We start from the raw sequence: 22370 nt of genomic DNA, 5'->3' as shown, positions 1-22370 counted from the left end.
CCAACCTATAGGGTCGTGTCCCATGAGCTCGGTTCTGGACCTGCAGGCAGTCACGGTGCGCCGTGGCACGAAGACCATCCTCGACTCCGTGGACTGGCAGGTGAACGAGGGCGAGCGGTGGGTGATCCTGGGCCGCAACGGCGCCGGGAAGACGACCATGCTCCAGATCGCGGCGGCGCGCATGCACCCCACCTCGGGAACCGCGGACCTGCTGGGCGAGCGGATCGGGCGCACCGACGTGTTCGAGCTGCGCCCCCGCATCGGGCTCGCGAGCGCGGCGCTCGCGGAGCAGATCCCCGCCGCGGAGACGGTGCGCAACGTGGTGCTGACCGCGGCGTACGGCGTCACCGGTCGCTGGCGGGAGACGTACGAGGACTTCGACGCCGAGCGTGCCGACGACCTCCTCGCGGCCTTCGACGTCCTGCCGCTCGCCGAGCGCCTGTTCGGGACGCTGAGCGAGGGCGAGCGCAAGCGCGTCCAGATCGCCCGTGCCCTCATGACGGACCCCGAGCTGCTGCTCCTCGACGAGCCCGCGGCGGGTCTGGACCTGGGCGGGCGCGAGGAGCTCGTGGGCGCTCTCTCGGAGCTCGCGACGGATCCCGCCTCGCCCGTACTGGTCCTGGTCACGCACCACGTCGAGGAGATCCCGCCGGGCTTCACGCACGCTCTGCTGCTCAAGGACGGGGCGGTGCACCGCGCCGGGCCGCTGACCGAGGTGCTCACGGCCCAGAACCTCAGCGAGGCGTTCGGGCTGCCTCTGTTCGTCGCGCACGGCGGCGGACGCTGGATGGCGCGCGCAGCGCGCTGACGGCCCGGGGCGGGCCGACCGTCCGGCGGACGGGTCCGGTGGACGGGGCTGACGGGCTCGGTGGACCGTCGTGGACGGTGGCGTACGCGACACGCCCGATAGGTGCACGGATCTCGTTCTTCCGGTAAAATCTGGGCAAAGAACGCAGGTGGTGTCGACACGTCGACGACGTGCAGCGAACGAGCCTCACGACGGAAGGAACCGTCATGGACTGGTTGTGGTGGGTAGGGGCAGGTCTGCTCTTCATCCTCATCGAGATCATCTCCCTCGACCTCGTGCTGATCATGTTCGCGGGCGGGGCGTTCGCCGCGGCCGGCGTGAACGCGGCCGGTGGCCCGCTGTGGCTCCAGATCATCACGTTCGCCGTGGTGTCGGCCGCGCTGCTGCTCTCGCTGCGTCCCTGGCTGCTGCGCCACCTGCGCCACCGTGTGCCCCTCGCCGAGACCGGTGCCGCCGCCCAGATAGGCAGGACCGCCGTCGTCGTGGACCGCGTGACCGAGCTCAGCGGACGGATCAAGCTCCAGGGCGAGATCTGGAGCGCCCGGACCGTGGACGGGTCGCCCGAGCTGCCGATCGGCGCCGAGGTCAGGGTCGTGCGCATCGACGGCGCGACCGCCGTCGTCCAGTCGCTCGCCTCCGACAACCACACCGTCTGACCGTGGCCGGGACGTCCTTCCTCGGACGCCTCGGCGAGCCGGTCCCGAGCGGCCTCCCGTCGGTCGCCCCTGGTCCCCACCCTCGGTGGCCCGGACGCTCTCTCGGCGGCCGCGCCGCACCGGCCGCACAGCCGGAGCTCTCTCGTCTCCACCGCACCGCACGACCACTACCGCGTGACCCGTCAGCCCACCGAGAACCATCCTCAGGAGAAGATCGATGAGTGACCCAGACCCCGGAATGATCGCCGTGTACGTCGTCCTCGGACTGATCCTGCTGTTCGTGATCATCGCGCTCGTCAAGGCCGTGCGGATCGTCCCGCAGGCGACTGCCCTGATCATCGAGCGGCTGGGTCGCTACTCGAGCACGCTCGAGCCGGGACTGCACCTGCTCATCCCGTTCGTCGACCGCGTGCGCGCCGGCGTCGACCTGCGCGAGCAGGTCGTGTCGTTCCCGCCGCAGCCCGTGATCACGTCGGACAACCTCGTGGTGAGCATCGACACCGTCATCTACTTCCAGGTCACCGAGCCCAAGTCCGCGGTCTATGAGATCGCGAACTACATCCAGGGCATCGAGCAGCTCACGGTCACCACGCTGCGTAACGTGGTGGGGTCCATGGACCTCGAGCAGACCCTGACGAGCCGTGACCAGATCAACGGTCAGCTCCGCGGGGTGCTCGACGAGGCGACGGGGCGCTGGGGCGTGCGCGTCAACCGCGTCGAGCTCAAGTCGATCGACCCGCCCGCGAGCGTGCAGGGCTCGATGGAGCAGCAGATGCGCGCCGAGCGTGACCGTCGTGCCACGATCCTCACGGCCGAGGGCATCAAGCAGTCCCAGGTCCTGACGGCCGAGGGTGAGAAGCAGGCCGCGATCCTGCGGGCCGAGGGCAACGCGCAGGCCGCGATCCTGAACGCCGAGGGCGAGGCCCGCGCCATCCTGCAGGTCTTCGACGCCATCCACGAGGGCGACGCCGACCCCAAGCTGCTGGCCTACCAGTACCTCCAGATGCTGCCGAAGATCGCCGACGGCACCGCGAGCAAGCTGTGGGTCATCCCCACCGAGTTCACGGCCGCGCTGGGGTCGATCGCCCAGGGTTTCGGTGGTCTCCCGACCCCGTCCGGCGATGCCTCGGAGGCCTCCGAGGCCGCACGTCGCGAGCGAGACCGTGACCGGGTCAAGTTCGGTACCCCGGCGCTGGTCGACCCGGCCGAGGCGCTCGCGGAGGCACGTCGCCAGGCCGAGGCCGCCACGGCCGACGCGACGAGCGCGGGCACGCACTCGGGTCTGCCGTTCGACCAGCAGGCCGAGCGGGGTCAGCGCCCCGGCGGCCCTGGCCAGCGTTTCGCGCAGGCTCCCGAGCCGGGCACGGCCGCACCGCGCCCGCTCGGCACGCCCCCGGTCGAGGCGCCGGAGGACATCGAGGGCGGCTCGGAGGAGCGCCCGTAGCGTCGACCGACGTGTGCCGCACGAGGCACGAGAGAGCATCGCTACCCGGAGGGGCGTCGCGCGAGCGGCGCCCCTCCGGCGTTCGCGGGCGCAGGTTCCGCGCGCCGGTCCCACACGGCGGTCCCGTCGGTCAGGTGGCCGGAGCCACATGCCTGACCCGCCTCGGGTGCGGCCCCTCGGTTCGGCGCGAGCACGACGCAGTTGCGCCGGGCAACCTTGACGAGTGAGTGCTCACTCACTTAGGGTCGGAGACGTGACCACCTCCTCGGGCCGCGCCCGACCCATGAGCCGTGACGACCGTCGCGCGGCGATCGCCACCGCGACCGTCCCGCTGCTCGCGCGCTACGGCGCCGCCGTGACGACCCGCCAGATCGCCCAGGCCGCGAACGTCGCCGAGGGGACCTTGTTCCGCGCCTTCGAGGACAAGGACGAGCTCATCCACGCGGCCCTGGTCGCGGCCCTCGACCCCGCACCCCTGGTCCGGGCGATCCAGGGCCTCCCGGAGCACGGCGCTCTCGAGACGACGCTCGTCGCCCTGGCGGACCTCATCCAGGAGAGCCAACGCGCGACGGCGAGGATCGTCCAGGTCGCCCACCAGGTCATGGGGGACCGACCGGGGAGCGGCGCACTGCACGGCCGGCCCGGTGGGCCGGGGAGCGGGGCCGACCAGCGCCACGGCGACCACGGACCGGACACGCACCGCGACGCGCGGATGTCCGCCGTCCAGGACATCGTCGGCGCGATCGAGGCGCGCATCGCGCCCTTCGCCACCGAGCTGCGCACCGAGCCGCGCGTCGCGGCGAGCGTGTTCTTCTTCCTGGTGCACGGCCACGCGAGCCCCATGATGTCGCAGGGCGGACCGCTCGACCCGACCCAGATCGTCGACGTCTTCCTGCACGGCGTCCTCGACGACCCGTGCCGGGCGAACGGCCCGCCCGCAGTCCCCGTCCCGACGGCGTCGCTCGCCTGACGCCGCCGCCTCGCCCTCGCGGACGTCGCCCCGGCGACGCATGCTTGGACCGGTCGGCGAGGTCACCGAAAACGCTCGACGCGCGCTCCGCCGTCGGGCACCGTCGAGATCCCCGTCCTCCTCTCGCTCCCACCCTGACAGGACCCCCCACATGCTCCTTCGTCTACTGAGGACGTACCTGCGTCCCTATCGGACGCCCATCGTGATCCTGCTCGTGCTCCAGCTCGTGCAGACCATTGCCACGCTCTACCTCCCCAGCCTCAACGCCGACATCATCGACAAGGGCGTCACGCAGGGGGACACCGCCTACATCATGCGCACGGGCGGGGTCATGCTCGTCATCAGCCTCGGCCAGGTGATCTGCGCGATCGTCGCGGTGTACTTCGGCGCCAAGGTCGCCATGTCGTTCGGACGCGACGTGCGGGGCGGGCTCTTCACGCGCGTCCAGTCCTTCTCCGCGCAGGAGATGGGCGTGCTCGGCGCCCCGTCGCTCATCACGCGCACCACGAACGACGTCCAGCAGGTCCAGATGGTCGTGCTCATGGCCTTCACCATCATGGTCATGGCGCCCATCATGCTCGTGGGTGGCGTCATCATGGCGCTCCAGGAGGACGTCGAGCTCTCCGGGCTGCTGCTCGTCGTCGTGCCCGTCCTCGGGATCGTGGTCGGGCTGATCGTCTCGCGCATGGTTCCGTACTTCCGCAAGATGCAGAAGCGCATCGACGCGATCAACGGCGTGCTGCGCGAGCAGATCTCCGGCATCCGCGTCATCCGGGCGTTCGTGCGCGAGCGCCGCGAGGAGGAGCGGTTCGCCGTCGCGAACGACCGGCTCTACGACACGTCGCTGCGCGTGGGCAAGCTCATGGCGCTCATGTTCCCGACCGTCATGCTCGTCATGAACGCGACGAGCGTCGCCGTCCTGTGGTTCGGCGCGTACCGGGTCGAGAACGGCATGCAGATCGGGGCCCTGACCGCGTTCCTCAGCTACATCATGTACATCCTCATGGCCGTGATGATGTCGACCATGATCTTCATGATGGTCCCGCGTGCCGCGGTCTCGGCCGAGCGCATCGGCGAGGTCCTCGACACCGAGACGACCGTCGTCGAGCCCCGGACGCCCGTGCGCCTGGCCGCCCGGGCCGAGCGCACCGGGACGATCACGTTCTCCGACGTCGACTTCCGCTACCCCGGCGCCGAGGACCCCGTGCTCCACGACCTCACGTTCACGGCCCGACCGGGCGGGACGACCGCGATCATCGGGTCCACGGGCTCGGGCAAGACGACGCTGCTCCAGCTCGTCCCTCGGCTCTTCGACGCGACCGCCGGGTCCGTGCGGATCGACGGCACCGACGTCCGCGACGTCTCGCTCCAGGACCTGTGGTCGATGATCGGCTACGTGCCCCAGAAGGCGTACCTGTTCTCCGGGACCGTCGCGGACAACGTCCGCTACGGCAAGGAGGACGCGACCGACGAGGAGGTGTGGGAGGCGCTCGAGGTCGCGCAGGCGCGCGAGTTCGTCGAGCAGCTCGACGGGCAGCTCGACGCCCCCGTCGCGCAGGGCGGCACCAACTTCTCCGGCGGCCAGCGCCAGCGGCTCGCGATCGCCCGCGCGATCGTGCGCAAGCCCAGCGTCTACCTGTTCGACGACTCGTTCTCGGCCCTCGACTACGCGACCGACGCGGCCCTGCGGCTCGCGCTCGCCCCGCGGACGCGTGAGGCCACGGTCCTGCTCGTCGCCCAGCGCGTCGCGACCATCCGGCACGCCGAGCAGATCGTCGTGCTCGACCACGGCCGCATCGTCGGCACCGGCACCCACGACGAGCTCCTGGAGACGTGCGAGACGTACCAGGAGATCGTGTACTCGCAGCTCTCGGCGCAGGAGGCAGCATGAGCACCCAGACCCCCCGCCCGAGCGACAACCCGGGCGACAAGAACGCCGGGCCGCACGTGACGCCGTCGGGCGGCGTGCAGGACGCGGCAGTGCCGCACGACGCCCCTGCCCCCCAGGACGCGACCGGCGGCGAGGGTGAGAAGCCCGACCTGTCCACGACCCGTCTCAAGGGGCGACCCCAGGGCGGCGGCCACGGCCCCATGGGCGGCATGGGCATGCCGACCGAGAAGGCCATGAACTTCACCGGCTCGCTCAAGCGCTTCGCGGGCTACCTGCGGGTCGAGCGGCTCGCGGTCGTGGCCATCACGGTCCTGTCGGTCCTGTCCGTGACGCTCGCCGTGCTGGGCCCCAAGCTGCTCGGCAACGGCACCAACGTCATCTTCGCGGGCGTGATCGGCTCGCAGATGCCCGCGGACATCACCAAGGCGCAGGCCGTCGACAACCTGCGCGCCACGGGGCAGGACACGCAGGCCGACATGCTCGCGGCCATGGACGTCGTGCCCGGGCAGGGCATCGACTTCACCGCGCTGCGCGTCATCCTGCTGTGGGTCCTCGCGATCTACATCGGCTCGTTCTTCTTCGGCTGGATCCAGGGCCGCGTGACGACGTCGGTCGTGCAGCGCACCGTGCGTCGCCTGCGCGCCGAGGTCGAGGCCAAGCTGGGCCGGCTGCCGCTGTCGTACTTCGACCGGCAGAAGAAGGGCGAGGTGCTCAGCCGCGTCACCAACGACATCGACAACGTCGCCCAGACGCTCCAGCAGACGCTCTCTCAGCTCGTCACGTCGGTCCTGACCGTGGTCGGCGTGCTCGCCATGATGTTCTGGATCTCGCCGCTGCTCGCGGTCATCGCCCTCGTGACGGTGCCCCTGTCGGTGGTCGTGACCGCGCTGATCGCCAAGCGCTCGCAGCCCCAGTTCATCAAGCAGTGGGCCGCGACCGGGCGCCTCAACGCGCACGTCGAGGAGATGTACACGGGCCACGCGCTCGTCAAGGTCTACGGGCACCAGCAGACGGCCGTCGACACGTTCACCGACGAGAACGCCGAGCTGTACGAGGCGAGCTTCAAGGCGCAGTTCATCTCCGGGATCATCCAGCCCGCGATGGGCTTCGTCGCGAACCTCAACTACGTGATCGTGGCGGTCGTCGGTGGCCTGCGGGTCGCGTCCGGCCAGCTCTCGCTCGGCGACGTCCAGGCGTTCATCCAGTACTCGCGCCAGTTCACGCAGCCGATCACCCAGATCGCGTCGATGATGAACCTGCTGCAGTCGGGCGTCGCCTCCGCGGAGCGCGTGTTCGAGCTGCTCGACGCCGAGGAGGAGTCCCCGGACCCGTCGCCCGCGGCCGTGGTCACCGACGTGCAGGGCAGGGTCGCGTTCGAGGACGTCTCGTTCCGCTACGTGCCCGACCGTCCGCTCATCGACGACCTGTCGATCGTCGCCGAGCCCGGCCAGACGGTCGCCATCGTCGGGCCCACGGGGGCGGGCAAGACGACGCTCGTGAACCTCATCATGCGGTTCTACGAGGTCGACGGCGGGCGCATCACGCTCGACGGCGTCGACACCCGGACCATGAGCCGCGACGGGCTGCGGTCCAACATCGGGATGGTGCTCCAGGACACCTGGCTCTTCAAGGGGACCATCGAGGAGAACCTGCGGTACGGCGTGCCCGACGGCGTCGAGGTCACCGAGGAGCAGTTCCTCGAGGCGACGCGGGCCACGCACGTGGACCCGTTCGTGCGCACGCTGCCCGACGGGTACGCGACCGTGATCGACGACGAGGGCTCGGGCGTGAGCGCGGGGGAGAAGCAGCTCCTGACCATCGCGCGCGCGTTCCTCGCCGACCCGGCCATCCTCATCCTCGACGAGGCCACCAGCTCGGTCGACACCCGCACCGAGGTGCTCGTGCAGCAGGCCATGAACGCGCTGCGTGCCGGGCGGACGTCGTTCGTCATCGCGCACCGGTTGTCGACGATCCGCGACGCCGACGTCATCCTCGTCATGGAGGACGGCGCGATCGTGGAGATGGGCAACCACGAGGTGCTCATCGAGAAGGGCGGCGCGTACGCGCGGCTCTACGAGAGCCAGTTCGCGGCCGCGGCGGTCGAGGAGGTCGCCGAGGGGGAGATGACCCGCTGACGCAGGCCTCCCCGTGAACGACGAGAGCCGGTACCGCCTTCTGGGCGGTACCGGCTCTCGGGGTTTCGCCCGGGATGAGGGCGAGGTCGCTGCTGAGTGTCAGGAAGCGGTGTACCCGGCGGTGTCGCAGATCGACTGGAGCTCGGCCACGGCCTCGGTCACTCCGGTGGTGTCGATCGAGGTGCCCGTCTCGTCGGCGATGTCGTCAGCCATCTGGAACGGGGTCTTGATCTTGCTGATGACGAGGTTGGTGTCCTCGGGGCCAGCGAGGCGCAGGATGGCCTCGAGCTGGATGTTGGTGCTGCGCATCGCGTTCGACTGGTCCGGCGTGAGGGCCGTCATGTCGTACTCGAGCTCGTCCGTGACGCGCTGCGCGAGCGACAGCTCGGCGCCGTCGAAGTACTTCTCGCACACCTGGAGGTTGGTCGCGCCCGCGGGGGTCTCGTCGGTGGCCGAGCCGCTGTCGGTCGTGGTGTCGGTACCGCACGCGCTCAGGAGCGCGATCGCGCCCACGGCAGCGAGTGCCATCATCTGCTTCTTCATGCATCCATGAAATCACGCGGGAACCGGGCCGAAAGTATGTATTAGTCGTACCGGGGTGCAAGAGTGAGCGACGTCTCACCTGGGAGTTCGGTGGGAGCGTGTCGTCGTGACGGCGATCACGTGCCGCTGTCAGGACGCACTCACAGCGACCCCTCAGCCGGCACCTGCGCCCGGCACACGCGCGCTCCGTAGACCTGGGTGCATGACGACCGACGACCAGCACCCCGGCACCCCGTCCACCGCCCCGCCTGCCCCGCGCCGCCGCCGACGAGGGGTCCTCGCGGGCGGTCTCGCCCTGACGCTGAGCCTCGGCGGGGCGACCGCGTGGGCCCTCGACCGGTACGTGGTCGAGCACGTCGAGATCGCCGACGTCGCGGCCTACGAGGCGAGCCAGGCGTCGGTGCCGGACTCGGGGACGCAGGGGGCGTCGTCGGGCACCTCGTCCGGTACCTCGTCGGGGACGGCGGCCTCCGCCGACGGCTCGACCTCGTCCGACGGGACGAGCGTGAGCGTGCGGCAGGTCGTCGAGGGGTCGGGCGAGGACACCGTGACGTACTACGTCGCGGACGTCGTCCTGGGGGACGCGACCGACCTGCGCTCGGCCTTCGCCCAGAACGCGTTCGGCCAGAACATCACCGAGAAGACCTCCGACATCGCGGCCGACAACGACGCCCTCCTCGCGATCAACGGCGACTACTACGGCTTCCGCTCGACGGGCATCGTGATCCGCAACGGCGTCGTCTACCGCGACGAGGGCGCGCGCGAGGGGCTCGCGTTCTACCGGGACGGCACCGTCGAGGTCTACGACGAGACCGCCACGACCGCGCAGGAGCTCGTGGACGCGGGCGTGTGGAACACGCTGTCGTTCGGGCCCGCGCTGCTCGACGACGGAGAGGTCGTCGACGGGATCGACGGCGTCGAGGTCGACACCAACGTCGGCAACCACTCGATCCAGGGCGAGCAGCCCCGCACCGCGGTCGGCGTGATCGACGCGAACGACCTGGTCTTCGTCGTAGTCGACGGGCGCAGCCCGGGCTACAGCCGCGGCGTGACCATGACGGGGCTCGCCGAGATCCTGCAGGGTCTGGGCGCGACGACCGCGTACAACCTCGACGGCGGCGGGTCGTCGACCATGTACTACGACGGCGAGCTCGTCAACGACCCCCTCGGCCGCGGCGCCGAGCGCGGCACCTCCGACGTCCTGTACGTCGGGAAGTGAGCCGCCGTGATCGTGCTGATCCCGGCCTACGAGCCGGGCACGGCGCTCGTCCGCCTGGTCGCCGCGCTGCGCGCGACCGGGGAGGTGCGGGGGATCGTCGTGGTCGACGACGGCAGCGGGCCGGGCTCCCGCCCCGTGCTCGACGACGTCGCTCACCTCGGGGCGGTCGTCGTCGGGTTCTCCGAGAACCGTGGCAAGGGGGCGGCGCTGCGGCGCGGGCTCGCCGAGGTCGCCCGACGCTGGCCCGGCCAGGACGTGGTGTGCGCCGACGCCGACGGGCAGCACGCCGCCGCCGACGTCCTGCAGGTCGGGGAGCGGGTGCGCGCCGGAGGTGCGGCCGTGGTGCTCGGCGCCCGGGCGTTCACGGGGGACGTGCCGCCGCGCAGCCGGGTCGGCAACACCGTGACCCGGTGGCTGTTCAAGGCCGCGACCGGTCTGCGGGTCCAGGACACGCAGACCGGGCTGCGCGGGTACCCCGCCTCGATGATCACCTGGCTGCTCGCCGTGCGCGGGGACCGCTACGAGTTCGAGCTCAACGTGCTGCTCGCCGCGGCGCGCGAGGGGCATTCCGTCGTCGAGGTCGGGATCGAGACGATCTACCTCGACGACAACGCGTCCTCGCACTTCCGGCCGCTCGCCGACTCTGCGCGCATCTACGCGCCGCTGCTCGCGTTCTCGCTGTCGTCGCTGCTGGCCTTCGGGATCGACACCGCGGCGCTGCTCGTGCTCGACGCGGTGACGGGGTCGCTGCTGCTGTCGGTCGTCGGGGCGCGCGGGGTCAGCGGGGCCGTGAACTTCCTGGTGAACCGGCGGGTGTTTGGTGGTGGGACTGGGGGCGGTGCGGGTGCTGGTGCTGGTGCGGGTGCTGTGGGCGGCCGGGCGAGCTCGGGGTCGGGTGCTCGTGCGGACGGGCTCGCGGACGGGCACGTGCACGGGCCCGGACCCGGGTGGCGGGCCGCGCTGCGGTACGCGGCGCTCGCGGTCGCGCTGCTGGCCGCCGGGTACGGGGTGCTCCGGGGGCTGACGGGGCTGGGACTCGCGCTGCTGCCGGCCAAGGTCATGACCGAGGTACTCCTCTTCGCGACGAGCTACGAGGTGCAGCGGCGCGTCGTGTTCGGGCGAGCGGCGCCGTCGGCCCCGCGAGATGCTGCTCGTTGTCGCCTCGGTGCGTCAGCTGGCGACAACGAGCAGCATCTGGGTGGGGGCGTGGCCTGGGAGGTTCCGCGCGCTCGACCACGAGGTTGAGGTCGCGAACGGCGTCAGAACGACCACAACCTCGTGTTCGGCACCGGGGGGATGCCAGGCCGCCTTCCTGGGTGCGGGAGAATCTGAGCGTGCAGATCATCCACGTGACCGACCCCGCCGACCCGCGCCTCGCCGACTACACGAACCTCACGGACGTCGAGCTCCGCTCGAAGAACGAGCCGGAGAAGGGCATGTACATCGCGGAGAGCACCACGGTGATCCACCGGGCGCTCGCGGCAGGGCACCGGCCACGCTCCTTCCTCATGGCGGAGAAGTGGCTCCCCGGGCTCGAGGAGGCGATCTCCGCCGTCGGGCTGGACGACGGGCCGGGCGGGACCGGGGAACCCGTGCCCGTGTACATCGCCGAACCGGCCGTCCTGGAGTCGATCACCGGGTTCAACCTGCACCGCGGCGCGCTGTCCGCGATGCACCGGCCGGTCCTGCCGAGCGTGCACGAGCTGCTCACGACCGCTCGCGACGGACAGGGTGCGCGGCGCGTGGCGGTGCTGGAGGACATCGTCGACCACACGAACGTCGGCGCGATCTTCCGCGGGGCGGCCGGGCTCGGGGTGGACGCGGTGCTCGTGTCGCCGCGGTGCTCGGACCCGCTGTACCGGCGCAGCGTCCGCGTCTCGATGGGGACCGTTTTCCAGGTGCCGTGGACGCGGCTCGAGTCGTGGCCGGGCGGCGTCGAGGAGCTGCGCGAGCACGGGTTCACCGTCGCGGCGCTCGCGCTGTCGGACGACTCGCTGACCCTCGACGAGTACGTCGCGCGGGGCGACGAGAAGTCGGCCTTCGTGTTCGGGACCGAGGGGCACGGGCTGCACCGCTCGACGCTCGCGGCCGTCGACCACGTCGTGAAGATCCCGATGGCCGGGGGAGTGGACTCGCTCAACGTCGCGGCGAGCGCTGCGGTGGTGTTCTGGGCGACGCGGTGACGCTGCCGCGCCGGCAGGTCCAGGACGGGGCCGACGTGCCGGGACCCGCCTCGAGGATCGAGTCAGGACCGCGCGCCCTGTCGGTCGCTGAGGCGCTCACCGCAGTCCACAGCGCCGACTACACGGAGCGCGCGGCCGCCGGAGTCGTCCTGGCGGCCGTGCCCGACCTGGCGAGGCTCACGGAGACGTTGCACACGCTGCTGCTCGACCCCGAGGACACATGGGTCACGCTGACGACCGCCGAGGCGCTCGTAGCCCGTGGTGACACGAGTGGGATGCGCGTCGTGGCCGGTGCGATCGCCCGCGCCGACGCGTCGTGTGCGGACTGGATCGGCGACGTCGTGCTCTACCCGCAGCGCACGAACGAGCGGGACCGGCGGCGTTCAGCGCTCGAGGAACTGCGTCTGGACCCAGATCCGGACGTGGCAGCGGGGGCTGCACAACTGCTCGCCTAGACCAGGAAGCGGTGCCGAGGTGTGGTCCCGCACGCCCTCCTGACCTCGCAGGTCGTCGATTGTGATAGAAAGCACAAAGTCGGGAGGCGGGGCGCCTCGCGCACGATCGCCCCCCGTTCTTCGGGCGAAACGACCCGCACCCGCCGCCGCCCGCGCGCCTGGCGCGGCCCGCCGTCGGGCACCACGGGGCCACGGGGGGCGAGCTCGCCCGAGTTGATCCGAAACAACGCCTGCGGCCTGCAAAGCAGCAGGTCAACGGCCCTTCCCGGCCCGTGTCCCGGTTCGGGACCAACGACGCTGCGACGGGACCTAGGTCCCGGTACGCACGAGTGAACTCGTCCATATGTTGTGGGTGCCCCCCGCCCCCACCTCTCGGACGGAGACCCCCGGTGGTCACAGCCGACGTATCCCCCAGACCCGCACACCAGGTGAGCGCCGACGCCCGTCGCGACCTCCTCGACTGGGACCCCAACGACCCGCAGCGCTGGGACTCGAAGGTCGCCTGGCGCACGCTCTGGGTCACGACGTTCAACCTCATGCTCGCGTTCATCATCTGGTACCTGCCGGGCGCCCTCATCCCGACGCTCGGCACGATCACCGGGTGGGACCTCACCGAGAGCCAGTCGTACTGGCTGCTCGCGATGCCGGGCCTGACGGGCGGCCTGCTGCGCATCGTCTGGATGATGCTCCCGCCCATGCTCGGGACCCGGAAGATGCTCACGCTGTCCGCGCTCCTGATGATCATCCCGTTCGTCGGGTGGACCTGGGTCGTGATGCTCCCGACGCAGCCCTCGTACGCGCTGCTCGTCGCCCTGGCCCTCGCCGCCGGGCTCGGTGGTGGTGTCTTCTCGGGCTACATGCCCTCGACCTCGTACTTCTTCCCCAAGAGCAAGCAGGGCACGGCCCTGGGCCTGCAGGCCGGGATCGGGAACTTCGGCGTCTCGGTCGTCCAGTTCGTCGTGCCGTGGGCCATCGGGTTCGGGATGTTCGGCCTCGCGGGCCAGCTCGCGCACCCGCAGAACGCCGAGCCACGCCAGGTCTGGCTGCAGAACCCCGGGCTGATCTTCATCCCGTTCGCCGTGGTCGGCGTCGTGCTCGCCTGGACCCTGCTGAAGTCGGTGCCCGTCAAGGCCAACCTCAAGCAGCAGTTCGACATCTTCCAGAACAAGCACACGTGGCTCATGACCATGGAGTACGTCCTGACGTTCGGGATCTTCTCCGGGCTCGCCGGCACGTTCGGCATGCTGCTCAAGCAGCAGTTCGGGCCCGAGTACCTGACCTGGGTCTTCCTCGGCGCGCTCGTCGGCTCGCTCGCCCGCATGTGCTGGGGGCCGTTGTGCGACCGCTTCGGCGGCGGTGTCTGGACGGTGGTGTCCGGGGTGGGCGTCGCGGCCTCGGCCGCGCTCGTCCTGTTCGGTCAGGTCACCGCGACCGACGGTGAGACCCCGAGCCTGCCGATCTTCATGACCGGCATGGTCCTCATCTTCTTCTTCTGCGGGATCGGCAACGCTGCGACGTTCAAGCAGATGCCCATGATCTTCCCGGCCCGCCAGGCAGGCGGAGTGATCGGCTGGACCGCCGCGATCGCCGCGTTCGGACCGTTCCTGTTCTCGATGCTGTTCAACTACCTGCCGAGGACGGCCGTGTTCGGCGGGATCATCGCCTACGCCCTGCTGTGCGCAGGCGTCGCCTGGCACTTCTACGCACGGCCCGGCGCCGAGGCCAAGAGCTGACCGTGAGACCGCCCGCAGCACCCGCGGTCGCCTCGGTGCCCGCCGCCGGCTCCCGGGCCCGACGTTCAGCAGACGTCGGGCGCGGGACCCAGTGCCCCCGTGCCCGGCGCCCCGGACACGACGATCGGGATCGGGGCGGCCTCGTCGTGGCTTCCCCGGTCGACGGTCTCGAGCCGCGCGACGCAGTGGTGCTGACCGAAGTTCGGCACGAGCGCCGTGGCACGCAGGTCAGAGCCCAGCTCGGCCAGGGTGCCGTTGATGAAGCCCGCGTGCAGGGAGCACACGACCTGCGGGGTGCTGCGGGCGGTCGCCACGAACGGGCAGTTGTTGAGCACGAGCGCGTCCATGCCGTTGCCGGGTGCGGAGACGTGCGCGGACGGCTCGCCGCGCGGGGTCGGCGCGAACCACAGCGCGTCGAGCTTGGACACGAGCCGGGTCGAGACCTCGTCCTCGCTGAGGACCTCGCCCGGATCGGGGCACTCGGCGAGCTTGTGCCCCCACGTGCGCCCCACGGTGTACGTGAGGGTCGCGGCCTCGGGCACGTTGGCGGCGACCGCGGTCGTGAGCGCCTCGGCCAGGAGCCGGTAGGCCTGCGCGCGCTCGTGCGTCTGGTTGGGCAGGGTGCCGCGGTAGAGCACCTTGGGCCGGCCGGGCGTCGTCCGGGTCTGCTGGGTGCGCTCGGCGAGCCCGGCGTCGACGAGCGACTCCAGGTGGAAGCGCGCCGTGTTCTGGTGGATGCCGACCTCGTCGGCGATGTCCTGGACGGACACCGGCGCCTTGGAGTCGCGCAGCAGCTGGATGACGTGCGTGCGCCTGCCGCCGTGGTCGCTGCGACCCGTCGTGCCGTCGAAACCCCCGTAGACCTGCTGCCTGGGCACCTGCTCGCCCCACTTCTTCCCGCTCGTGGACCACTGACGTCGAGGCGTCCGGCTGCCCCCGGCCGACGTCCTCACCACGACAACCATCGCACGAACGCCCCCCACGCCGTTCCCGAGGAGCACTCGCCATGACCATCGACGACCAGGCGGCCATGTCGCCCCTGATGAAGAAGCTGCTCAGGACGCGCAGCCACTTCCCGCAGACGGAGGTGTTCGACTCGGCGCACGCCATGATCGAGACGGACCCCTCGGAGTGGGACCGGTTCTACCGCGACCGGTGGGCGCACGACAAGGTCGTGCGCTCGACGCACGGTGTGAACTGCACGGGGTCGTGCGCGTGGGACGTGTACGTCAAGGACGGCCTCATCACCTGGGAGCACCAGGGCACGGACTACCCGACGACGGGGCTCGACAGCCCCGAGTACGAGCCGCGCGGCTGCCCGCGCGGGGCCTCGTTCTCCTGGTACACGTACTCGCCGTCGCGCGTGCGGTATCCCTATGTGCGCGGCGTCCTGCTCGACATGTACCTCGACGCGCGCTGCCGGCTGGGCGACCCGGTGCTCGCATGGGCCGAGGTCGTCGAGAGCCCGCTCAAGGCGACGCTGTACAAGCGTGCCCGCGGCAAGGGTGGCCTGGTCCGCGCGGACTGGGAGCTCGCGACCGAGATCATGGCCGCGGCCCACGTCTACACGATCAAGGCGTACGGGCCGGACCGGTGCGTGGGCTTCACACCGATCCCGGCCATGTCGATGGCGAGCTTCGGCGTCGGGACGCGCTTCCTGTCGATGATCGGCGGGACGCTGCTGAGCTTCTACGACTGGTACGCGGACCTGCCGCCCGCGAGCCCGCAGATCTGGGGAGACCAGACCGATGTCCCCGAGTCGGGCGACTGGTGGAACTCGAGCTACATCATGATGTGGGGCTCGAACGTCCCCGTGACGCGCACGCCCGACGCCCACTTCCTGGCCGAGGCCCGCTACAAGGGGACCAAGGTCGTCGCGATCAGCCCCGACTACGCGGACAACGTGAAGTTCGCGGACGACTGGCTCGCGCCCGCCCCGGGCACGGACGGCGCGCTCGCGCAGGCCATGGGCCACGTGCTGCTCACCGAGTTCTACCGCGACCGTCAGGTGCCGTACTTCGAGGCGTACTCGCGCACGTACACGGACGCGCCGTTCCTGGTCACGCTCGACGAGGCTCCCGGCCAGGGCGCAGGCCAGGAGGGCACGCTGCCCGACGGCGGAGCCGCCCCGGTCTTCCGGCCCGCCAAGTTCCTCACGGCAGCCGACCTGGACGGGCTGCCCGTCGCGGGGGCGACGGGGCAGCGCCCCGAGTTCCGTCCGGTCTTCCTCGACACGGCGGCCGACGCGCTCACCGTGCCGAACGGCACGCTCGCGGACCGCTGGACCGAGGACGGCGTGGGCCGCTGGAACCTCGACCTCGAGGACCACGACCCCGCGCTGAGCCTTCTGGGCCTCACGCACGCGGGCGCGCAGGCCCAGGGCGTCGTCGTCGAGCTGCCGCGCTTCGACGTCGGCGCGACCGAGGGCGGCACGTCGGTCCTGCGCGGCGTCCCGGCGATCCGCGTGGGCGACCGCCTCGTGACGACCGTGTTCGACCTGCTCATGGCGCAGTACGGCGTGGGGCGCGACGGGCTGCCCGGCACGTGGCCCACGGGCTACGACGACGCCGAGTCTCCCGGGACCCCGGCCTGGCAGGAGGCCCTGACCGGGGTGCCGGCCGAGCAGTGCACCCGGATCGCGCGCGAGTTCACGCGCAACGCCGAGGTGAGCAAGGGCAGGTCCATGATCATCATGGGCGCGGGCACCAACCACTGGTACCACGCGGACACCATCTACCGGACGTTCATCGCGCTCCTGACCCTCACCGGGTGCCAGGGCGTCAACGGCGGCGGCTGGGCCCACTACGTCGGGCAGGAGAAGGCGCGGCCCGTGACGGGGCAGCAGCACATGGGCTTCGCGCTCGACTGGCAGCGGCCGACCCGCCACATGGCCGGCACGGCGTTCTGGTACACCGCGACGGACCAGTGGCGCTACGAGGGCTTCGGCGCGGACGAGCTCGCCTCGCCGACCGGTCCGGGCACCCTCAAGGACCGCAGCATGATGGACTGCCTGACCCAGGCCGCCCGCATGGGCTGGACACCCTCGCACCCCGGGTTCGACCGCAACCCGCTCGACCTGTGCGACGAGGCCGCGGCCGCCGGCGTGCCGGTCGCGGACCACGTCGTGTCCGAGCTGCGCAGCGGGAACCTCAAGTTCGCGGTCGAGGACCCCGACGACCCGCAGAACTTCCCGCGCGTCCTGACGGTCTGGCGCGCGAACCTCATCGGGAACTCGGCCAAGGGCAACGAGTACTTCCTCAAGCACCTGCTCGGCGCGGACTCGTCGCTGCGCGCGCACGAGACGCCGCCCGAGCGACGCCCGGAGGAGGTCGTCTGGCGCGACGAGGCCCCCGAGGGCAAGCTCGACCTGCTGACCAACATCGACTTCCGCATGACCTCGACCTCGCTGTTCGCCGACGTCGTGCTCCCGGCAGCGACCTGGTACGAGAAGCAGGACATCTCGACCACGGACATGCACCCGTTCGTGCACGCCCTCAACGCGGCGATCGCACCGCCGTGGCAGGCCCGGACCGACTACGACGCGTTCCTGGGGCTCGCCGACAAGGTCTCCGAGCTCGCCAAGATCCACCTGGGCACGCGCACCGACGTCATCGCGGCGCCGCTCACGCACGACACCCCGGACGAGATGGCCCAGCCCGGAGGCGTCGTCCTCGACTGGCGCAAGGGCGAGTGCGAGCCCGTCCCGGGCGTGACCATGCCGCGCCTCGTGGTGATCGAGCGCGACTACACCCAGATCGCCGAGAAGATGCGCGCCGTCGGGCCGCTGATCTCGACGGTCGGGACCACGACCAAGGGCGTCACGGTCGTGCCCGAGCAGGCCGTCGAGTTCCTCGCGAAGGCCAACGGCGTGCGCAAGGATGGCGTCGCGAAGGGCCGCCCCTCGCTCGAGACCGCGGCGCACATGTGCGAGGCGATCCTCGCGCTGTCCGGCACGACCAACGGCGCGGTCTCGGTCGCGGGCTTCACGGCCCTCGAGAAGCGGGTCGGCAAGCCGCTCGCGGACCTGGCCCAGGAGAACCACGACCGCCAGGTCACGTTCGCCCAGACCCTCACGGGCCCGCAGAACGTCTTCACGAGCTACGAGTGGTCGGGCTCCGAGCAGGGCGGCCGGCGGTACTCGCCCTTCGTGGTCAACGTCGAGCGGCTCAAGCCGTGGCACACGCTCACGGGGCGCCAGCACTTCTTCGTCGACCACGACTGGATGACCGAGCTCGGCGAGCAGCTCCCGGTCTACCGGCCGCCGCTCGACATGGCGCGCCACTTCGGCCACCAGGGATTCAGCGAGCCGGGCTCGACCGAGGTCACGGTGCGCTACCTGACGCCGCACTCCAAGTGGTCCATGCACTCGCAGTTCCAGGACAACCCGTACATGCTCGCGCTCTCGCGCGGGGGCCCCACGATCTGGATCTCGGAGGAGGACGCGCAGACCGCGGGGATCGCGGACAACGACTGGATCGAGGCGGTCAACCGCAACGGCGTGGTCGTGGCCCGCGCCGTGGTCTCGCACCGCATGCCCACGGGAACGGTCTACATGTACCACTCGAAGGACCGCAACATCGACGTGCCCAAGGCCGAGGCGTCGGGCAAGCGCGGGGGCATCCACAACGCGCTGACGATGATCATGATGAAGCCCACGCACCTCCTGGGCGGGTACGGCCAGCTCACCTACGCCTTCAACTACTACGGGCCGACCGGCAACCAGCGCGACGAGTACACGGTCATCCGTCGGCGCAACCAGGAAGTGGAGTACTGAGATGCGGGTCATGTCGCAGGTCGCGATGGTCATGAACCTCGACAAGTGCATCGGGTGCCACACGTGCTCGGTCACGTGCAAGCAGACGTGGACGAACCGCGACGGCGTCGAGTACGTCTGGTTCAACAACGTGGAGACCAAGCCGGGCACGGGGTACCCGCGCGGGTACGAGGACCAGGACCGGTGGCACGGCGGCTGGGAGCTCGACCGCAAGGGCCGGCTCCGGCTCCGCTCGGGCGGGCGGCTGAGGCGCCTCGCGTCGATCTTCGCGAACCCCGACCTGCCGGGGCTCGACGACTACTACGAGCCCGCGACGTACGACTTCGACCAGCTCATCTCCGCGCCGGCGAACTCGCCGCACATCCCCGTGGCCCGGCCCAAGAGCGCGATCACGGGCAAGAACATGAAGATCACCTGGGGCCCCAACTGGGACGACGACCTGGGCGGCTCGCCGCAGATCGCGTCGAAGGACCCCAACCTCGCGTCGATGGTCGACAAGGTCCAGCTCTCGTTCGAGCAGACGTTCATGTTCCACCTGCCCCGGATCTGCGAGCACTGCCTCAACCCGGCGTGCGTCTCGGCCTGCCCGTCGTCGGCCATGTACAAGCGCGTCGAGGACGGCATCGTGCTCGTCGACCAGGACGCGTGCCGCGGCTGGCGCATGTGCGTCTCGGCCTGCCCGTACAAGAAGGTCTACGTCAACCACCAGACGGGCAAGGCCGAGAAGTGCACGTTCTGCTTCCCGCGCATCGAGGCGGGGCAGCCGACCGTGTGCGCCGAGACGTGCGTGGGCCGGCTGCGGTACATCGGCCTCGTGCTCTACGACGCCGACGCGGTCGAGGCCGCGGCGTCCGTCGAGGACCCGAAGGACCTGCTCGACGCCCAGCGCGACGTCTTCCTCGACCCCACGGACCCCGAGGTGATCGCGGCGGCGCGGGCGGCCGGCATCGCCGAGGACTGGATCGGCGCGGCGCAGCGCTCGCCCATCTGGAAGCTCATCCAGAAGTTCAAGGTCGCGCTGCCGCTGCACCCCGAGTACCGGACCATGCCCATGGTCTGGTACGTGCCGCCGCTCTCGCCCGTCCTGGACGTCACGACCGAGCTCGGCAAGGACGACGCCGACGCCGACGACGTGTTCCACACCATCGCGTCGCTGCGCATCCCGCTCGAGTACCTCGCGAGCCTCTTCTCGGCCGGGGACGTCGACGTCGTCGCAGGGGTCCTCATGAAGCTCGCCGCGATGCGCAGCCACATGCGTCGGCGCACGCTCGACGGCGACGTCGACCAGGACCTGCTCGACCAGGTCGGGTACACGGCCGAGGACGTCGAGGAGCTCTACCGCCTGCTGGCCATCGCCAAGATGGAGGACCGCTACGTGATCCCCGCGGCGCACAAGGAGGACGCGGCCGAGATGGCCTCGTGGGCCTCGGGCTGCTCGCTCGACACCCCGGGCGGACCCGGCATGAGCGCGGCCTCCACGCGCGGCGGGCCCGTCTCGGTGCCCCTGCAGGTCCGGAGGCCGTCATGACGACCCAGGCTCCGCCGTCGGGCAGGAGGGCGATCGTCCCGCTCCTGCGGCGCTCGCGGCGCAAGGACCTCGTCGAGGTCCCCGCCCGGTCCGACGTCCTCGCGCTCGCCAGCCTCCTGCTGGCTTACCCCGACGACGCCTGGTACGCCGACGTGAACGAGCTCGCCGCGGCCGTCGCGGCCCTGCCCGACTCGGCCCCGGCCGCGCACCTGCGCGCGTTCTGGGACCAGCACGCGCGGATGGAACCGCGCGCCGCGCGGGCCCACTACGTCGAGACGTTCGACCTGCGCCGCAAGTCGTCGCTGTTCCTCAGCTACTACCTGCACGGCGACACGCGCCAGCGCGGCATGGCGCTCCTCGCGCTCAAGCAGCGCTACCGCGCGTGCGGGTTCGCGCCCGACGACGCCGAGCTGCCCGACTACCTGCCCATGGTGCTCGAGTTCGCCTCGCGCGCCGGGACCGGGGCGGGCGAGGCGCCGCTGCGCACCCACCGCGGCGGGATCGAGCTCATCCGCCGCTCGCTCGCGGACCGCGGCTCGCACTACCGCGAGATCCTCGAGGCGATCGGTGACCTGCTCGGCCCCGTGACGGACCGGCAGCGCGGCGAGGTCGACCAGCTCGCGCTCACCGGACCGCCCACCGACGACGCGGGGCTCGAGATCGCCTCGATGCCCTACGGCGGAGCGAGCTGGACCGACACGCCCGGCGCGCCCTTCGGCCCCCCGGAATTCACCTGCGCCCCGGAAGGACGCTGACTCATGTGGGACACCCTCCTCTTCGTGGTGCTGCCGTACGTCTGCCTCGCGATCTTCGTCGTGGGGCACGTGTGGAGGTACCGCAGCGACCAGTTCGGCTGGACGACCCGCACGAGCCAGGTGCTCGAGAAGCGCTGGCTCGCGTGGGGCTCGCCCCTGTTCCACTTCGGGGCGCTGTTCGCGATCCTCGGCCACGCCGCGGGGCTCCTGATCCCGACGTCGTGGACCCGGGCCCTCGGGATCTCCGACCACGCGTACCACGTCGTCGCGGTCGCGGCTGGGACCGTCGCGGGGGTCGTGCTGTGCGCGGGCCTCGTGATCCTGCTGCTGCGCCGGTTCTACGTCTCGGACCGCATCCGCGTCGTCACGACCCCCATGGACCGGGTCCTGTACCTCCTGCTCACGGTCGAGATCGGGGTCGGCATGTGGCAGACCGTCGCGATCAACGTGTTCGGCTCGGGCTACGAGTACCGGGGGACCGTCTCGGTCTGGTTCCGCCAGCTCTTCGTCCTGCAGCCCGACCCGTCGCTCATCACCGCGGCGCCCGCGGTCTACGGCTGGCACGCGGTGCTCGCGTGCCTGCTCCTCGCGATCTGGCCGTTCACGCGGCTCGTGCACGTGTGGTCCGTGCCCGTGGCGTACCTCGCCCGGCCGTACGTGGTCTACCGGCAGCGTTCCGCGTCGCCGGGGCGCGGCAAGGTGCGGGCATGAGTGCGGACCGTGCCGACGCCGTCCCGGTCGCACGGGTCGTCCTCGCGGGCGTGGGGGAGTCCGTCCTCGACGTGGCCGCGCACGAGCGCGCGGTGGCCTCGGCCTACGCCGGGGCGGTCGTGACGTTCGCGGGCGTCGTGCGCGACCACGACGGCGGGCGGTCCGTGGCCACCCTCACGTACGAGGCGCACCCCGACGCCGACCGGATCCTGGGCGAGATCGCGGAACGGGTCGCGGCCCGCTCGGGCGCGGTCCGGGTCGCGGTGTCCCACCGCGTCGGGGACCTCGCGATCGGGGACGTCGCGCTCGTCGCGGCCGTGTCCTCGGCGCACCGCGCCCTGGCCTTCGCGGCGTGCGCCGAGCTGGTCGAGGAGGTCAAGGCGTCGCTGCCCGTGTGGAAGCGGCAGGTCTTCGCCGACGGCACGCACGAGTGGGTCGGGGCGCTGTGAGCCTCGCGCCCGCGGTCGAGCGCAGGGTCGGGGACCTCCTGCCCGACGGCGCTGCACCCGCCGAGCACGTCACGTCCGGTCGTGCGGTCCCTGGGGGCGCGACGCCGTCGGGAGCC

At 71.1% G+C, this 22370-nt stretch carries 18 protein-coding genes; 16 read left to right on the top strand and 2 right to left on the bottom strand.

What is annotated here, in order from left to right:
- The first annotated feature begins 22 nt into the window (after positions 1 to 22).
- From JOD49_RS02665 to JOD49_RS02640, 6 genes are all read left to right on the top strand, one after another.
- Positions 23 to 808, top strand: a complete 786-nt coding sequence (locus JOD49_RS02665) for an ABC transporter ATP-binding protein (protein WP_205305863.1) — start codon at positions 23 to 25, stop codon at positions 806 to 808.
- A 206-nt stretch (positions 809 to 1014) separates the two neighbouring features.
- On the top strand, positions 1015 to 1464 hold the full coding sequence (locus JOD49_RS02660; protein ID WP_205305862.1) for an NfeD family protein: 450 nt from the start codon (positions 1015 to 1017) through the stop codon (positions 1462 to 1464).
- Between the two features lie 217 nt (positions 1465 to 1681).
- Positions 1682 to 2908: an SPFH domain-containing protein gene (locus JOD49_RS02655; protein WP_205305861.1), complete on the top strand. Its 1227-nt coding sequence runs from the start codon at positions 1682 to 1684 to the stop codon at positions 2906 to 2908.
- Positions 2909 to 3161: 253 nt separating this feature from the next.
- Complete coding sequence (locus tag JOD49_RS02650; RefSeq protein ID WP_307822330.1) at positions 3162 to 3878, top strand: TetR/AcrR family transcriptional regulator; 717 nt, start codon at positions 3162 to 3164, stop codon at positions 3876 to 3878.
- 151 nt (positions 3879 to 4029) lie between these two features.
- Entirely contained in the window at positions 4030 to 5769 is a 1740-nt protein-coding gene (locus JOD49_RS02645) for an ABC transporter ATP-binding protein (protein WP_205305860.1), read from the top strand.
- A gap of 215 nt (positions 5770 to 5984) precedes the next feature.
- The gene (locus JOD49_RS02640) at positions 5985 to 7904 is read left to right on the top strand and encodes an ABC transporter ATP-binding protein (RefSeq protein WP_205308753.1); all 1920 of its coding nucleotides are present in this window, start codon (positions 5985 to 5987) and stop codon (positions 7902 to 7904) included.
- A gap of 99 nt (positions 7905 to 8003) precedes the next feature.
- Here JOD49_RS02640 and JOD49_RS02635 read toward each other — a convergent pair whose 3' ends face one another.
- Positions 8004 to 8447: a hypothetical protein gene (locus JOD49_RS02635; RefSeq protein ID WP_205305859.1), complete on the bottom strand. Its 444-nt coding sequence runs from the start codon at positions 8445 to 8447 to the stop codon at positions 8004 to 8006.
- A 202-nt stretch (positions 8448 to 8649) separates the two neighbouring features.
- Here JOD49_RS02635 and JOD49_RS02630 point away from each other — a divergent pair, with 202 nt between their 5' ends.
- The 5 genes from JOD49_RS02630 to JOD49_RS02610 all read left to right on the top strand — a co-directional run bounded on the left by JOD49_RS02630 (position 8650) and on the right by JOD49_RS02610 (position 14037).
- The gene (locus JOD49_RS02630) at positions 8650 to 9666 is read left to right on the top strand and encodes a phosphodiester glycosidase family protein (RefSeq protein ID WP_205305858.1); all 1017 of its coding nucleotides are present in this window, start codon (positions 8650 to 8652) and stop codon (positions 9664 to 9666) included.
- Between the two features lie 6 nt (positions 9667 to 9672).
- On the top strand, positions 9673 to 10911 hold the full coding sequence (locus tag JOD49_RS19930) for a glycosyltransferase family 2 protein (protein ID WP_307822329.1): 1239 nt from the start codon (positions 9673 to 9675) through the stop codon (positions 10909 to 10911).
- An 89-nt stretch (positions 10912 to 11000) separates the two neighbouring features.
- Positions 11001 to 11849: a TrmH family RNA methyltransferase gene (locus JOD49_RS02620; protein ID WP_205305857.1), complete on the top strand. Its 849-nt coding sequence runs from the start codon at positions 11001 to 11003 to the stop codon at positions 11847 to 11849.
- Positions 11846 to 12304: a hypothetical protein gene (locus JOD49_RS02615; RefSeq protein WP_205305856.1), complete on the top strand. Its 459-nt coding sequence runs from the start codon at positions 11846 to 11848 to the stop codon at positions 12302 to 12304. Before JOD49_RS02620 ends, JOD49_RS02615 begins: the two co-directional genes overlap by 4 nt.
- Positions 12305 to 12732: 428 nt before the next feature.
- The gene (locus JOD49_RS02610) at positions 12733 to 14037 is read left to right on the top strand and encodes an MFS transporter (protein WP_307822328.1); all 1305 of its coding nucleotides are present in this window, start codon (positions 12733 to 12735) and stop codon (positions 14035 to 14037) included.
- 65 nt (positions 14038 to 14102) lie between these two features.
- Here JOD49_RS02610 and JOD49_RS02605 read toward each other — a convergent pair whose 3' ends face one another.
- Positions 14103 to 14990 (bottom strand): helix-turn-helix transcriptional regulator, encoded by an 888-nt coding sequence (locus JOD49_RS02605; RefSeq protein WP_205305854.1) that lies wholly within the window; start codon positions 14988 to 14990, stop codon positions 14103 to 14105.
- Between the two features lie 53 nt (positions 14991 to 15043).
- On the opposite strand from JOD49_RS02605, the gene JOD49_RS02600 reads away from it, so the two are divergent.
- The 5 genes from JOD49_RS02600 to JOD49_RS02580 are packed head-to-tail and all read left to right on the top strand — an operon-like array spanning position 15044 to position 22254.
- Complete coding sequence (locus tag JOD49_RS02600; protein ID WP_205305853.1) at positions 15044 to 18811, top strand: nitrate reductase subunit alpha; 3768 nt, start codon at positions 15044 to 15046, stop codon at positions 18809 to 18811.
- 1 nt (position 18812) lies between these two features.
- A complete protein-coding gene (gene narH, locus JOD49_RS02595) occupies positions 18813 to 20339 on the top strand; it encodes a nitrate reductase subunit beta (RefSeq protein WP_205305852.1) in 1527 nt (508 codons plus the stop codon).
- The gene (gene narJ, locus JOD49_RS02590; RefSeq protein WP_205305851.1) at positions 20336 to 21094 is read left to right on the top strand and encodes a nitrate reductase molybdenum cofactor assembly chaperone; all 759 of its coding nucleotides are present in this window, start codon (positions 20336 to 20338) and stop codon (positions 21092 to 21094) included. The genes narH and narJ overlap by 4 nt, the downstream gene beginning before the upstream one ends.
- A 3-nt stretch (positions 21095 to 21097) precedes the next feature.
- Positions 21098 to 21805 (top strand): respiratory nitrate reductase subunit gamma, encoded by a 708-nt coding sequence (gene narI / locus JOD49_RS02585; protein ID WP_205305850.1) that lies wholly within the window; start codon positions 21098 to 21100, stop codon positions 21803 to 21805.
- On the top strand, positions 21802 to 22254 hold the full coding sequence (locus tag JOD49_RS02580) for a molybdenum cofactor biosynthesis protein MoaE (RefSeq protein ID WP_205305849.1): 453 nt from the start codon (positions 21802 to 21804) through the stop codon (positions 22252 to 22254). The genes narI and JOD49_RS02580 overlap by 4 nt, the downstream gene beginning before the upstream one ends.
- Positions 22255 to 22370 lie beyond the last annotated feature (116 nt).

Source organism: Oerskovia jenensis (genome assembly GCF_016907235.1).
Taxonomy (GTDB): Bacteria; Actinomycetota; Actinomycetes; order Actinomycetales; family Cellulomonadaceae; genus Oerskovia; species Oerskovia jenensis.
The sequence above is the reverse complement of the archived record's forward strand: the minus strand, read 5'-3'. Positions and strand labels throughout refer to the sequence as shown.

Excerpts from the sequence above, each read along its gene's own strand:
- JOD49_RS02665 (WP_205305863.1), top strand. The coding sequence starts at position 23 with ATGAGCTCGGTTCTGGACCTGCAGGCAGTCACGGTGCGCCGTGGCACG.
- JOD49_RS02660 (WP_205305862.1), top strand. The coding sequence starts at position 1,015 with ATGGACTGGTTGTGGTGGGTAGGGGCAGGTCTGCTCTTCATCCTCATC.
- JOD49_RS02655 (WP_205305861.1), top strand. The coding sequence starts at position 1,682 with ATGAGTGACCCAGACCCCGGAATGATCGCCGTGTACGTCGTCCTCGGA.
- JOD49_RS02645 (WP_205305860.1), top strand. The coding sequence starts at position 4,030 with ATGCTCCTTCGTCTACTGAGGACGTACCTGCGTCCCTATCGGACGCCC.
- JOD49_RS02640 (WP_205308753.1), top strand. The coding sequence starts at position 5,985 with ATGCCGACCGAGAAGGCCATGAACTTCACCGGCTCGCTCAAGCGCTTC.
- JOD49_RS02635 (WP_205305859.1), bottom strand. The coding sequence starts at position 8,447 with ATGAAGAAGCAGATGATGGCACTCGCTGCCGTGGGCGCGATCGCGCTC.
- JOD49_RS02630 (WP_205305858.1), top strand. The coding sequence starts at position 8,650 with ATGACGACCGACGACCAGCACCCCGGCACCCCGTCCACCGCCCCGCCT.
- JOD49_RS02600 (WP_205305853.1), top strand. The coding sequence starts at position 15,044 with ATGACCATCGACGACCAGGCGGCCATGTCGCCCCTGATGAAGAAGCTG.
- narH (WP_205305852.1), top strand. The coding sequence starts at position 18,813 with ATGCGGGTCATGTCGCAGGTCGCGATGGTCATGAACCTCGACAAGTGC.
- narJ (WP_205305851.1), top strand. The coding sequence starts at position 20,336 with ATGACGACCCAGGCTCCGCCGTCGGGCAGGAGGGCGATCGTCCCGCTC.
- narI (WP_205305850.1), top strand. The coding sequence starts at position 21,098 with ATGTGGGACACCCTCCTCTTCGTGGTGCTGCCGTACGTCTGCCTCGCG.
- JOD49_RS02580 (WP_205305849.1), top strand. The coding sequence starts at position 21,802 with ATGAGTGCGGACCGTGCCGACGCCGTCCCGGTCGCACGGGTCGTCCTC.